The sequence below is a fragment of the Aneurinibacillus soli genome, from assembly GCF_002355375.1.
In the GTDB taxonomy this organism is placed as follows: domain Bacteria; phylum Bacillota; class Bacilli; order Aneurinibacillales; family Aneurinibacillaceae; genus Aneurinibacillus; species Aneurinibacillus soli.
Genome location: NZ_AP017312.1, coordinates 2,638,797 through 2,652,187, shown reverse-complemented (window position 1 = coordinate 2,652,187; position 13,391 = coordinate 2,638,797). Strand labels below are relative to the sequence as shown.

Sequence of the window (13,391 nt, the reverse complement as noted above, 5' to 3'; positions counted from 1 at the left end):
TATCAATAAAAAATATAAAATGTTTAACATTTTATAAAGAAAAATAAAGGGATAGATACAGGCAGAGGAATCCTGCTTGTTCTATCCTTTTTTGTACCACAAATGACCTCATTTACAACTACAACATGTTGTTGTAATGGTAAATTACAAATCAGTTAATTTTCCTGCCTTACTTCAAATCCTGTTAAGAGAATGCAAGTAAAGAACGCCACTACTGCGACTGTTATTCCAAACATGACACCCATTGCCGCCATAAACATGTCCAATTCGGGTGTAGATGGTGGCAATGTTATTAAACGATAGATTAATCCACATGCCAGAAATCCATAAAAACTGCTTCCTGTAACTGCCATCTTTAAGCGGTCAATTTTACTACCAATCCATGTTTTATTGATTGCAATCCAACAGTAAACACTACAAATTATAGCCGAGAACATAATGAATAAGTGAATAACGGGAACTAAAAAATATATACCGATAAAAAGAAATAGAACTGTTAATGAAAATAAGGTTCCATTGATTAAGAATAAAAGTAACCCACTTTTAAATGGACTGCGAAACCACTCAAGTTGATGCAGTTTTAGAAGAATTTTATTATTACAATCAATATGAAACGCTATTTGTTTTCTAAAAAGTGAGATTAAGCATACGAACATAAAACCCAACAAGAGGAAAAATATCATAAATAATCCTCCCTTTTTTGATTTTATTATAACACAAATTGGAAAATCACTATATCAACATCAAAGTTTAACAGAGCCTTCATGTTAAGCAATTATCTAAAATTCCAATAACTATATTAGCATGAGCTTTACATCAAAATGTTGGCACTCTCCAAAAGAGTGCTATTGAAACTGCTCAAATTGTTTTGCAATCCAGGCTCCATTGTTCTCAGCAATATATTTTTCAGCCAAGAGTAACCGCTGTACAAGCTCTTTCTTTGACAGTTTCATGTACTTTCTTTCGGCATTTTCTATGCTTCGTTCTGCACTGATACGTCGGTAGTCAACAGGCACAAATTTAATAGAACGTTTTTGTATGGAGTTATTGGAATGTAATTTTTTCTTATATGTCTTGCTATGTTGCTTGTAATACTCATTCAGTTCCTTATTCGTACTGATTGTATTTGGATGAATTCCTCTCCCTTCGGGGTCAATTTCTTTTGACTTCTCTGACACATTTTTTAGCGTAACAGGGAGATCCTGTTTGACCAAAAGGTCAATTGCTTCCTTTCCTAATGAGGAAGAGCGTTTACTTCGAGACTCGTGAACATCTTGCAGCCATGCTCGGTCATTTTTTGAAGGAAATGTGTGGCTCATACTGTTGTTCCTCCCTGTATTTCTCAATCAGTTCCATTTCCTTTAACTCGTTTCTCGCAAGTTTCCGCATATTTTTTGCCTTTTTCACTTCAACTGTCAAACCCATTGAAGTAAACCGCTTTTCCATATCCTTAGACAACTCAATGACATCAAGAAGTTCATGTTTCTTTTCAGGTTGTGGAATTTTTGCCATGCACCCTAAACATTGCATTTTCGTAGGGCATACAGCATTTGTAACACAAGTCCCGCCCAATACATTGTTATATACACCTACTTCGGTTTTGTGTTTTTCCCATTCCTTTTGAAGCTCTTCTGGGCTACGGAGAACCGCTACATCTAAATCAACATAGTTGGCAATCACACTATGTAATTCTCCAACTTTTTCGGCTACTTGGCTTGGGGTCGGTTCAGAATAATATCCCGTTACATTTACATCACGTTGATGAAGTATCTTTGCTACAATATCAACGGGGATTTGCTGACGCTGAACAGCTTCTGTAGCGAACGCATGACGTAGTAAATGTGTTTTAATGACAACTGGTTGTCCTTCTTGTGTCTCGAAATTTAGTCCATGAAGCAGAAATCGAAGACATGAATAAAGAGCATCCTTTTTAAAAGATTGATGGTTGTATTGAAAAAAATAGGGCTTAGGCTCTGGAAACTGATGTTTCCTCTCATCACGATACGGTACACTTGGAATTGCACCGTTATAATGCTCTTTAAGCAGTAAGGAAACAGCTTGTATTAGTTTCATTGTTTGCTCACTGATTGAATAACTTTCTGCGGTATCTCTACCTTTCGGAACAACTTGGAACGAAAAGTGTACTTTACCATTTGCTTTTATTGCTCGAATGCAATCTTTTGTACTTTGAATTTGCAACAGCTCACTTATCCTTGCTCCTGTTGTGGTCAGTATGTCTACTGCTAATAAACCGAAGGTTGTTGCGACATAAAAAGACTCCACATCAAATACAATGCCTTCGGCTTTGTTGTTGTGAAGAGAAATAAATTTACTTTGAAATAGAACTCCTTTATGCATAGAATTAAAAGGCACGGGATTTTTACTTGTTCCTTCTTCACCATATCCCCATGAGAACAGGAGCTGTCGCTTCCGCTCTAAATCAGCATCTGTCGCATTTTGAGACCATAATCCTAACACGCCTTCTTGCAGTATCTCTGTAAACCATAGACCTTCTGCTACATCGTCATCATTTAACCGTTCTGCTCCGATAAGCTCCACAAAGTAATATTTGTTCTTATCAGAATACGTTCCTGTACGCTTCTTTGCTGACTTTACAATAGAATCAGTGAATTTCTCTTGGTGGTAAAGTACAAAGGAGGGCTTGTCCCATAAGCGGAAATAAAACCGTTCTCCAACTCGTTCAGGTTCGTCATAATGAAATTCTAATGGTAACGTCACATTGTCATTTTCGACCTGCTTACAGGCTGTTAGAAAAGCTTCTCGTAATCGTTTTATCTGATTCCAACGGAAATTTGCTTCTACCCTAATTTGAGGAAGAAAAGGAACAACAGCATCCGTTTCACTCTTACGAGTGTTTTTTGCCTGTTCTCTTGCTTGCTTGCCAAACGAAAAGTCTCTGCTGTCAAATTTAGGCATAGGGAACAAGAATTGCTGAAAATACTTCTGTTGTTCCTGATTTAGCTTTGATGTGAGCCATTTTTTAGTCGAATAGGCAGTGGAATTATACTCTTTTAAAAATATTGCTCTTTGGTTATACGAATGTTCAGGAAAAATGCTACCTTTTAGATACTCGTACATATGCTTGTTTACATCAAAATCAAAGAAAATTTGTAAATCATACGTATAAAATATGTCCTTCAATCTTGCATTTAAATTTCTAAGTGTAGACTCTATTGTGCGAGTATCTAAATTCCTATCTCCACCAACAAGCATTACAAATAACAACTGATTTCTCCAAGGCATATCTAAACACCGATTAAAGAAATATTTAACAGGCACTTCATTCAATTTATCTAAAAGAAACATGCCCCTGTTATTCCGTAAGTGAAGAATGTGTTCATCCACTTTACCCACTAATTCCTCATAAAATGGGGAGGTAGGTGAATTGATTCCTGTTGTCATAGTTTAGTCCTCCAACCCGTCTAATAGAGCTTGTATATCTGTATCTAACTCTGTTTCTTTCTCTATTTCCAACACATTGAGTACGGTTTTTTTCGTTCGTTTACGTTTTGATTGTTCCATGTATTCTTTTTCTTTCTCTGTCATGTTTTCAAGCATTTTGTCGTGCAAGTTTCGATGGCTCTCTTCATCAAAATGATGCTCGTACACTTCAATGGTGTCTTTTTGTTTCCACTTCATGTACGTAATAAGTTCATTCTTGCGTTGGGCAATTTCTACATCATTCTTGGAAATGTTGTAAATCTCACGCATACTTATTGTGACGAACCAGTGCCTCGTTTTATGTGGGTTTAACCTCATGTCCAGCAACGTTATTACCTTATTCCAATGAGGATACCAAGCTTGATAATTAAATGGCGTTCCACGTTCCGTTAGGAACATGGGTTCATCATTAGGTAGAAAATCGAAATCCCGCCCAAGAGGGTCAAACTTCTTACGTTCCTGATTAATGTATTGAAACAGAAGTTTCACTGTATCTTTGCTAAAACGAAGAAATTTCACTCTACGACCATGACTTCCCTTGTTAAACGTGTTTACTTCTTGAAAGGACTTACGGGAACGATAATCTCCAATCGTTAATTCAATGACTTCTGAGGCCCTTGCTCCTGTCTCAAACAGCATACGAGCAATTACTTTCTCTCGCAGAGACCAATTTGCCTGATTACCCGCCTGTTTGACTTTATGGTATAGAAAAGGGTCGTCAATAATCTCAGGTTGCCATTCTTCGTTAATGAGTTTGAAGTAGGAATCTGTCAACCGTCTATGCACAAGAGGGTCTTCCGTTCCTGCTTCTGCAGGCATCCGAGGCTTATTTTCTCTTACACCTTCGGTATGGACTTTATAATCATCCAGAATTGCATGAGAATCTATAAGAGGGTTGGCGTACATATACTGTCTCAGCGTGATAAGGGATTTATAGAACGACTTGAGAGCTGAAAGAAAACGATGAACCGTATTTGGGCTTTTATTTGAGAGTTTTACAAATCGAAAAGAGTCTTTTTCTCGTACCTTGCATGCCATTTCATTCATCAAGTAATCTTCAACAGCAACTCGTATTGCTTCTGGATGGTAACTCCAAGTGACACGTTCCCCTTGATAGTTGCTGTATCTATCCATCCAAGTAAAGAATGGAAGAAGGGATTGGAGATACGATAATGCCGAACTTTTTGATATCTTCCTACTCACATCATCGTAAAAGTCTGTTAGCGGTAAAAATGGCTTGTTAGTTTCGTCAAATACAAGCAACTTGTACCGACTTTGAACATCCTTCGGACAATACATGTGATAATAACCATTTTTCATTTTTGAAGCCTCCTGTGAAACATCCAAACCCAATTATTCTTCCAACCAATTGTAGAAAGGAAATTTTGACGGATAGTCACTCTCGCCTTTATTTTCCGTCGCCTCGTAGTCCTGTTGTGTAAGGTCATAAAAATGCTTACTTTGCTTCTTCGGTAATTTAACAGGAACAGTCGTTGGACTCCAATTCTCCCGAATGGCTTTCTTAATAAACCCGTCAGGGTTTTTCACTTTTGCGGCAGATTGTTGCATGATAAGCAAAATTTCTAAGGTTCGTTTGATACCAACAACGGACAGAATAGTAAGGATTTCCTCCGTAGGGGATGTCAATGTGACTGCCTCATACGCTAATCTCACTAACTCCAGTTCATCCACATCTTGCTGTACTGCCTCCTCACTTTGCTGAGAATCTTCTCTCACAAATCCTGTTCCCTGTTTGATATGCACAAGGTCGCTCTCAGGGATTCTCCATCCTTCTTTATCGCTATTGCGAAATGCGTTAGGAAACTTGCCAGAACGCAACCAGCGCTTTATGGTTTCTTCGTGTTTTCCTACAGCAGATGCCAATTCTTTTACTGTATATACTTTCATTTGAGCACCCCGAAATAAATTATAGATTCAATAACAGAATATACGTTCCTATTCTAACTAAAGCTCATGTTGTTGTAAATGTGTTTTTGCTGGTATTGTTGTGGTAGTATATGAGGTCATAAAGAGGTCTATAAAAATAAAAAAATACACCACTTTTGCTAAGTGGTGTACCAATATTCATATAATGTTTCACATTTTATAAATCATCTTGTTTTTATAAGAAGAAGTAATAAATAATCATTCTTTATTTTACAGAGTAGAGTGGCTTTTTCCTTTTGATTTCATAGTTAAACAATATGTGCAAAATTGCATAATCAAACTCGGGCAGGTGCGGCATAGCATCTGCCCTTACTGTTGGCACCTCAATCTATTCTACTTCCCCTGTAAAGCATAAGAGGTTGACTGGTTGAGAATAAATTTGAGGTGTGAACAGTAAGGCAGGAAAGAAAGGAGAGGAAGAAGATGAGTAAACAGAGGAAGAAACAACGCGGGTGCAAGATTAGATATTATTTGACCCAAAGCGGATATGACAAGGTGGTACGGGAACGGGAAATGATTTTGAAAGAGAAGTTGCCTGCTGTCCGAGAATCACTCAAAAATGCGAGCGAGGCTTTAGAGCAAGCGAAACTGATGTGCAAGAAAGACTTCTTGCTACGTTGCGTACTAGTTCTTGGTCAAATGCTCAACTATAGCAAAATCATACCTTATCACAATGTAGCAGAGTTGTATCCTTGCCCAGGTGATGTACGTGACGGTCGTTGTACAAGCCCGTATAACGCATTATCTTTAAATAAAACGGGTGAACGTGAAAATACAGAAGTAATTTAAATTGATAGGAAGGAGCGGAGCAGATATGGACTTAATCAACTTTGAGGGACATGAAGTACGAGTACTGAATCAAGACGGAACAGAATGGGACGGACAGCAGGAAGCATGGTTTATTCCAAAAGAAGTAGCGGTGGCGATCGGGGCGGCTAATCCTAAGGTCTATGCGAGTCAGATTATCAATCCTCGACCTCGGAAAGACGAAGAAATAATTGATCGGTTTGAAGGATTCAAAGGGGTATGCACCATGCATACCCCTGGAGGAAAGCAACAAATCAGCATCATTAATGAAAATGGCCTGTACATGTTCTTGATGGCCAGTGATCTTCCGGAAGCGGTGAAGTTCCAGCGCAAGGTTGTGGAGTTGCTGAAGAACATCCGGCGCGGAAACCTGACGCTTGTTCCTTCCTATCAGATACAGGACGAGATTGCGCGTGCGCAGCGCTGGATTGAGGAACAGAAGGAGAAACGAGCTATTGAAGCTAAGGCGCTCATGCTCGAACAGCAGGTAGCGGAAAACGAGTCTAAAGTTACCTACTACAACCTAATCCTTTCCTCGAAAGGAACGGTGAATATTACTCAGATCGCAAAAGACTATGGTCTTTCCGGAACGCGTTTGAATGAAATACTCCATGAAGAAGGAGTACAGTACAAGATGGGTGGTCAATGGCTGCTGTACCACAAACATCAGAATAAAGGGTATACCAAGTCCAAGACACATATCGATGGCGGCGGAAAAGCGCGCATGCATACGAAATGGACACAAGCAGGGCGGCTATTCATTCACCAGTTACTTAACCAGCGTGGCATCATGGCTGTTATTGACCGAGAAATGGAAGCGGAAGCGTAAATCCCATCACCAAACCATCTCCTCATACATGTTCAGAATTTGTTCAGTGGAGTAGTTTATAATGAAATATATGGAATTGAAATTAATTCCAGTTAATTTCGTTATAAACAAAGGAGGATTTAGCATGGGACAAGATATTACAGACATCATTATGCGAGAAACGCAATCAGTTATAAGTAAAGGAGGATTTAACGGACAGTATATTACTGACATCATAATTATTCGAGGAACATCATCAAACATACCAGTACCTGAAGAGTACCAGAAAGTCGATCTGGATATTAACCAAGGCAGAGGACATGATTTCGTTTATCTTTACTATAGAAAAGGTGATAGGTGCGACGCGGTGCGGGATATCAAAGTGTTTGCTAGTGATAATAAATATCCTTTACCTTTCCAGGTTGGATATAAAATAATTGGTGAAAACGCCGACAGCATAGACTTAAACAAAGGATTAGAGGGTAAATTTATATATGTGTATTACAGTAAAAATCCAAATGATGGTGGTCCTATCACAGATATTTCAATAGTAAAATCTAGTAACGGTCAGCTTCGTATTCCGATTGGATATACTAGGGTTGATCAGGATCTACATGAAGGTGCAGGTGGGGACTACATGTATATCATTTTCAAACGTGAATAATATTCATTAGTATTTTATCGATAGGTTGATAGGAATGGGAATGGACAATCCATTTACCTTTCGATAATAAGGTAGAAAAGCTACTCCGTATAGGTGTGGCTTTTTATTATGGAGGAAAAGGCATGGATATCATTCATACACTAGGCTACGCTGTAGCCTCCTATATAGCTGTATACACCGTTCTAATGATTATTGGAGCAATCTTGTTCATCTGTTTCTTCCTATATGTCTTCCGTAAAATGAAGCAGGGAGATAAAGAGTATAAGCGGATGGCGGCGGCTAACCGTGAACGCCAGAGGGGAATACAGGATAGTATGAGAGAACGATCGGAGAGATTCCGGGATAAGCAGCGGAAACGATTTGGCTAAGCTATACATGTTCAGAATTTGTTCAGACGGTGTTGTTATGATAGGATTATGAACTTCTTAATTCAATATCATCGAATACAACACTAGAGGTGAAAGCATGAGTATTCTCTACATAATCGGTTATACCTTGGAAACTCTATTTGCTTCATATGCAATTTTCTTGATTACAGGAGCAATATTACTTCTATGTTTCATCTGGTGGTTTCTAAGAAGGCGGCGTAGCGAAAGTCATATATATAGACGTAATACAGCGCATGTACGCAAGCAACAGAAGCAAATAGAAGAATGGCATAATTACTTCGAACAACAGCAGAATCGCAAGCGGGCATAATTAATAATATCGGCATAGAAAGATAACAGTATCAAAAAGCAAGTATAGGGGAAAACTATAATAGACTACTTTCCATCATGTGAAAGGAGAGAATTTATAGTGATCTTATTTGCATTAATCGGTGGTTTCTTATTAGCTGGTATAGTACTTGGTATAATGGCTACTACAGCATACAGGCTTATTGAGGCTATCGAATAGTAAGAGAGCTGCTCATACCGGGCGGCTTTTTCTTATGGTAAAATAATCCCTTCTATTAAATATTAATATATTAGAAACCAATATCCTTTTTCTTCCGTATAGAATACAAATACATATTATGGGGGGTAAAAGGATGTTAGATTTGGATTTTTCGAATTCTATCGTGTCATTTGGTGACATGCTGCAATTACTGAAATTTATGGCTGTCTTGGCTCCGTTTTTCATTTTGGCTGCTGCAGTATCCCTAATGTTTTACTTTGCTCGGCAGGTTGTAGAAGATATAATCGAGACTATCTCTATGCTTATACCAAGAGAAGTAAAGGCCTTTATCGTTCTGGGTGGGATTGTTGTTGCATACGGATACCTTGAATATTTCTAAAAGTAATTGGCTGCTCTGGATCGGGGCGGCTTTTTCTTATAGATAAGCAGGTAATATATCCCTCTTGTCGAAGTAGTGGGGCGGGAGGGATAAAGAATGGAATTAGATACTAAACAAAAAGTTTTGCTAGCATTATATACGGAGTATCAAAAGGATCTACCTAGTATGAAAAGGGTTAATGCAGATATGCTTGGATTAGAAGTGAATGTTTTTGTGGTTGCGATTGAAAAATTGAATAACGAAGGAATGATTAATGACGTCCAAATTATTCGTGGCGGTCAAGATCCTTATCCTTTAGCAGTTAGGTTAGATACCACAAAACTTACTCGGTACGGAATTGAATATGTGGAAAGCAAACTGGATATAGAAGCTAAGCTGAGTGGACCAGAGAAGGTAAAGAGTGTTACAAAGAAACTCGGAGAATGGGGACTTGAACAGGTTAAAGATGTTGTTGCCAGAATTGCATCCGAAACAATTAAAGGCAGTATGTGAGGAAGCACCTAATCGGGTGCTTTTTCTTTTGGAGGAGAAGCGGATGAACAACATGAGTCAATGGCTAGTAAGTTTAGTAGCTGGAACAGTATATGTAGCTGGTATTTAGCAATGCGGAATAAAGCCAACACCATTTGAAGCTATTTCCATCGCTCTCATAACTAAAATATATTTGCAGGCCTTTCCAGAGCAGAGAAAGAAGAGGAAGACTCGCTCACTCTCTGTTCGGGCAAAGTCTGCAAAACAAACTCAGCACAAACTATTTAATTCCAGATAGTGTGCCAATAGAACCTACACGTGAAATACTCGCCTATCATGTATCAACATCGCTTCATATGGATTTGGTCTATTGTACACTGGATAAACTGACTGAACAATTGGATCGTACGGTCCATCCAGAAGCCCTTCTCTATTCAGACCAGGGAGTACACTATACAAATCCATCGTATCAAAAGCGTGTAAGGGATCTTGAAATCACCCCCTCTATGTCCCGAAAAGGGAACTGTTGGATAATGCCCCGATGGAATTCTTTTTTGGCCATATGAAAGATGAACTTGATTACGCAGACTGTAAAGATTTTAACGAACTTGTTCGACGTGTAAATGACTATATGTATAACTACAACTGTCACCGTTACCAATGGACATTAAAAAAGATGACCCCGAATCAGTATCGAAGTCATCTTCTTAGTGCATAGCAAAAAGGGTTCTTTCTTTTAGTGTCTACTTTTTTGGTTACAGTTCACGTTTGGGTGGTGGGGCTTTTTTGTTTTGTCAAAATTTATCCCCAGGAATAACAACGTGAGGAACACGATGCAAAACAGAGGAATTATGAGATTTCATATTATGACATTCGCTTTCATCCTCTTTTATTACCAATGATTGTCGCTTTCAGAAGGAATATCGACTTTGTTAAAATGCACCAGAAAAGTGATAATGAAGGTGTAGTACATATACGGAGGTAATAAAAAATGAATGCAGTTCAAGTTAGGAAATCAGAAACGAAGGGTATCCTAAAAGCACTACTCTTTATTTCTGTTTTATGGAGTATGCTCGCATTAGCGACTAAAGCGGAAATTATAACACCATCAATAGAAAAATCACCAGAGCAAAAACATGTTAATCTCTATGAAGCAAGAGCAAATTCTGCTAATGTATGGGCAGAACAAATGAAAGTTAATGTTAAGTAACCAATGGGAGTCTACGTATAAATTCCTTTCTATGTGGAAATTTAAGATTACGAAACACCAAGAATAACCACATAGGAGGAAATACTTTATGCCATATCAACAACAAAATCAAAGCCGTAATACGAATAACTTGGTTACTCCACAAGCACGCCAAGTATTGGATCAAATGAAGTATGAAATTGCTTCTGAGTTCGGCGTGACGCTCGGACCGGATACAACTTCTCGCCAGAACGGTTCCGTCGGGGGCGAGATCACAAAACGTCTGGTTCAGATAGCAGAGCAGCAACTAAGTGGTAAGTACGTGCAATAATCCTCAGTGTCCAAGCGTACAATAAAACTATACAAGGTTAGATACAGTCAAAAGCCTCCCGGATAGTGGGAGGCTTACTTTAGTTTTCGTCAGTCCTGTATCTCAGGGAAAGGGGAAAACCTTATGATGAGGAAGACGGATGAAAAGGAAGAAACGAGATACGTGTAAACAGATATTCAGATATAATGGACGCAAAAAGCCTACCTGTGATTGTATTACACAAAACCATGGATAGGCTTTTTTCTATGCTAATTATCAATTTGTACAGTGTGACCAATAGTCCTTACGAGATCCTGTATGAACATATTTAGCTGCCCACTGAGCATACAGTAAAATAATTTGGAAGGAATTCACCCTTTCTTCCCTTCCGTATTATGTAGATTGACCATCGCTGGAAAAGGAGTGAGTGGTTTGAACCAAGTTGAAACAGAAATCAATCGCCTCATCACTGTAGTAAAAAATCACCAAGCCAATGACGGATCCTGGCGCTATTGTGTAGAAGGTAGCGTCATGACAGATGCTTATATGATCATTCTATTGCGAACACTGAACATTAATAATGAAGATTTGATAAGAAGGTTAACAGAAAGAGTGGCCAGTAAACAGGAGCAAAATGGAGCCTGGAAGTTATTTTATGATGAAGAGGGAGGAAATCTTTCAGCTACGGTTGAGGCTTACTATGCGCTACTTTTTTCCGGTTATCATAAGAAAAGCGATGAGAATATGCAAGCAGCCAGGCACTTTATCTTGTCAAGAGGAGGCATTACAGAGGTAAATCTGCTTACAAAAGTGATGCTCGCCTTAACGGGGCAATACCCATGGTCGCAGCATGCTCTACTTCCACCTGAAATCATGCTGCTTCCTTTGACGTTCCCCGTTAATTTCTTTGATTTGGTCGGGTATGCCAGAGTTCATGTTGCTCCGATTCTAATTGTGGCTGACCGAAAATTTTTTATCAAAACACAACGAACTCCTGATCTATCAGACATAAACGTACCACAACGTATACATCAACAACCCATGCAGTCCCGCTCAATTTTAGCGTTGATAGAATCCGGAGTTAACAATCTTCTTTATCTTCCCGATCAGATTCATCATTTAGCTATACGTCGTGCTGAACAGTTTATGTTGGATAGAATTGAACCGGATGGAACCTTATACAGCTATTTCAGCTCAACTTTTCTTATGATCTTCGCCTTTTTGGCACTTGGGTACTCGGATAAGCATCCCGTTATCTTACATACTATTAACGGGTTAAAAGCATTAACTTGTAAACCAAGCGAACAGATTCATACGCAGATTTTTACATCAACCATTTGGGACACGGCATTACTTAGTTATGCTCTACAAGAAGCTCGGGTACCTAGCTCAAGTAGGACGATACAACAGGCTGGCGAATACCTGCTTTCACGACAACATAAAAAATACGGAGATTGGATCATTCATAACCCACATGTTGCCCCAGGCGGATGGGGATTTTCGGATATCAACACCATAAATCCTGATGTGGATGATACAACTGCAGCGCTAAGAGCGATCCGTACGTTAGCAAAGACGCATCCAAGCTATCGTCAGGCTTGGGATCGTGGAGTAAACTGGGTGCTGTCCATGCAAAATGACGATGGGGGATGGCCGGCATTTGAAAAGAACGTAGATAAAGAACTAGCAAAATGGATTTCCATCAGCGGGTTTGATTCAATTGGTACGGATCCTTCGTCTGCTGATTTAACAGGGAGAACGCTACAATTTCTTGGAGATGATGTGGGATTACATATTCGTTATCCTACTATCAGTCGAGGGGTGCACTGGCTAATGAAACAGCAAAAAGAGGATGGATCCTGGTATGGCCGCTGGGGCATCTCCTACATCTATGGTACATGGGCTGCGATTACCGGGATGAATGCTGTAGGGATATCGTCCAATCATCCTGCGATTCAAAAGGCTGTTCGATGGCTGGTAGAGATTCAAAATTCCGACGGAGGATGGGGCGAATCTTGTAAGAGTGATATTGTTAAAAAATACGTTCCATTAGGGTTTAGTACGCCCTCCCAAACTGCATGGGCAGTCGATGCTCTACTTGCCGTTTCAAAGGAACCCACCCCTGCGATTGAACGAGGGATACAATATTTGATTGGATCGGGGAATAAATACGATTGGACAATGACTTATCCGACGGGAGCGGGGCTACCGGGAGGCGCGTACTTTCATTACCACAGTTATCGCTACATTTGGCCTTTACTCGCGTTAAGCCATTACAAGTTGAAATCAAAAAGCTGATCCACCTAAAGAGCCTATCTGTGATTATAGCTTAACCCAATCTATTTTACATCTAACACCTGCTTTGACAGATGTGATTAAGCAGGGAATCAATGAAAATATATTTGTTTCTATCTAAATTTTAATGTTTGCTATTCATAATGATTTGTGTGTCAAGCA

General features: G+C 39.2%; 16 protein-coding genes. 11 read left to right on the top strand and 5 right to left on the bottom strand.

What is annotated here, in order from left to right:
* Window positions 1-155: 155 nt before the first annotated feature.
* The 5 genes from CB4_RS13375 to CB4_RS13355 all read right to left on the bottom strand — a co-directional run bounded on the left by CB4_RS13375 (window position 156) and on the right by CB4_RS13355 (window position 5,370).
* Window positions 156-683: a hypothetical protein gene (locus CB4_RS13375; protein ID WP_096466284.1), complete on the bottom strand. Its 528-nt coding sequence runs from the start codon at window positions 681-683 to the stop codon at window positions 156-158.
* Between the two features lie 162 nt (window positions 684-845).
* Complete coding sequence (locus tag CB4_RS13370; RefSeq protein WP_096466283.1) at window positions 846-1,319, bottom strand: hypothetical protein; 474 nt, start codon at window positions 1,317-1,319, stop codon at window positions 846-848.
* Entirely contained in the window at window positions 1,291-3,423 is a 2,133-nt protein-coding gene (locus CB4_RS13365) for a site-specific integrase (protein WP_096466282.1), read from the bottom strand. The genes CB4_RS13370 and CB4_RS13365 overlap by 29 nt, the downstream gene beginning before the upstream one ends.
* 3 nt (window positions 3,424-3,426) lie before the next feature.
* Entirely contained in the window at window positions 3,427-4,782 is a 1,356-nt protein-coding gene (locus tag CB4_RS13360) for a tyrosine-type recombinase/integrase (protein ID WP_096466281.1), read from the bottom strand.
* Window positions 4,783-4,815: 33 nt separating this feature from the next.
* Window positions 4,816-5,370 (bottom strand): helix-turn-helix domain-containing protein, encoded by a 555-nt coding sequence (locus tag CB4_RS13355; RefSeq protein ID WP_096466280.1) that lies wholly within the window; start codon window positions 5,368-5,370, stop codon window positions 4,816-4,818.
* A 462-nt stretch (window positions 5,371-5,832) separates the two neighbouring features.
* Between CB4_RS13355 and CB4_RS13350 the strand changes: the two genes are divergently transcribed.
* The 11 genes from CB4_RS13350 (at window position 5,833) to shc (ending at window position 13,232) form a co-directional block, all read left to right on the top strand.
* Window positions 5,833-6,198, top strand: coding sequence for a hypothetical protein (locus CB4_RS13350; RefSeq protein WP_096466279.1), 366 nt, complete (start codon window positions 5,833-5,835; stop codon window positions 6,196-6,198).
* A 25-nt stretch (window positions 6,199-6,223) separates the two neighbouring features.
* Window positions 6,224-7,045 (top strand): phage antirepressor KilAC domain-containing protein, encoded by an 822-nt coding sequence (locus CB4_RS13345; protein WP_096466278.1) that lies wholly within the window; start codon window positions 6,224-6,226, stop codon window positions 7,043-7,045.
* A 124-nt stretch (window positions 7,046-7,169) separates the two neighbouring features.
* A complete protein-coding gene (locus tag CB4_RS13340; RefSeq protein WP_096466277.1) occupies window positions 7,170-7,688 on the top strand; it encodes a hypothetical protein in 519 nt (172 codons plus the stop codon).
* Window positions 7,689-7,810: 122 nt separating this feature from the next.
* Window positions 7,811-8,056: a hypothetical protein gene (locus CB4_RS13335; RefSeq protein ID WP_096466276.1), complete on the top strand. Its 246-nt coding sequence runs from the start codon at window positions 7,811-7,813 to the stop codon at window positions 8,054-8,056.
* A gap of 662 nt (window positions 8,057-8,718) precedes the next feature.
* Window positions 8,719-8,964, top strand: a complete 246-nt coding sequence (locus CB4_RS13325) for a hypothetical protein (protein WP_096466274.1) — start codon at window positions 8,719-8,721, stop codon at window positions 8,962-8,964.
* 96 nt (window positions 8,965-9,060) lie between these two features.
* On the top strand, window positions 9,061-9,456 hold the full coding sequence (locus CB4_RS13320; protein ID WP_096466273.1) for a YjcQ family protein: 396 nt from the start codon (window positions 9,061-9,063) through the stop codon (window positions 9,454-9,456).
* A 335-nt stretch (window positions 9,457-9,791) separates the two neighbouring features.
* The gene (locus CB4_RS22035; RefSeq protein ID WP_110546224.1) at window positions 9,792-10,001 is read left to right on the top strand and encodes a hypothetical protein; all 210 of its coding nucleotides are present in this window, start codon (window positions 9,792-9,794) and stop codon (window positions 9,999-10,001) included.
* Entirely contained in the window at window positions 9,962-10,153 is a 192-nt protein-coding gene (locus CB4_RS13315) for an IS3 family transposase (protein WP_146226601.1), read from the top strand. The genes CB4_RS22035 and CB4_RS13315 overlap by 40 nt, the downstream gene beginning before the upstream one ends.
* A gap of 273 nt (window positions 10,154-10,426) precedes the next feature.
* Complete coding sequence (locus CB4_RS13310) at window positions 10,427-10,645, top strand: hypothetical protein (RefSeq protein ID WP_096466271.1); 219 nt, start codon at window positions 10,427-10,429, stop codon at window positions 10,643-10,645.
* 88 nt (window positions 10,646-10,733) lie between these two features.
* The gene (locus tag CB4_RS13305) at window positions 10,734-10,955 is read left to right on the top strand and encodes an alpha/beta-type small acid-soluble spore protein (RefSeq protein ID WP_096466270.1); all 222 of its coding nucleotides are present in this window, start codon (window positions 10,734-10,736) and stop codon (window positions 10,953-10,955) included.
* A gap of 411 nt (window positions 10,956-11,366) precedes the next feature.
* Complete coding sequence (gene shc, locus CB4_RS13300) at window positions 11,367-13,232, top strand: squalene--hopene cyclase (RefSeq protein WP_096466269.1); 1,866 nt, start codon at window positions 11,367-11,369, stop codon at window positions 13,230-13,232.
* Window positions 13,233-13,391 lie beyond the last annotated feature (159 nt).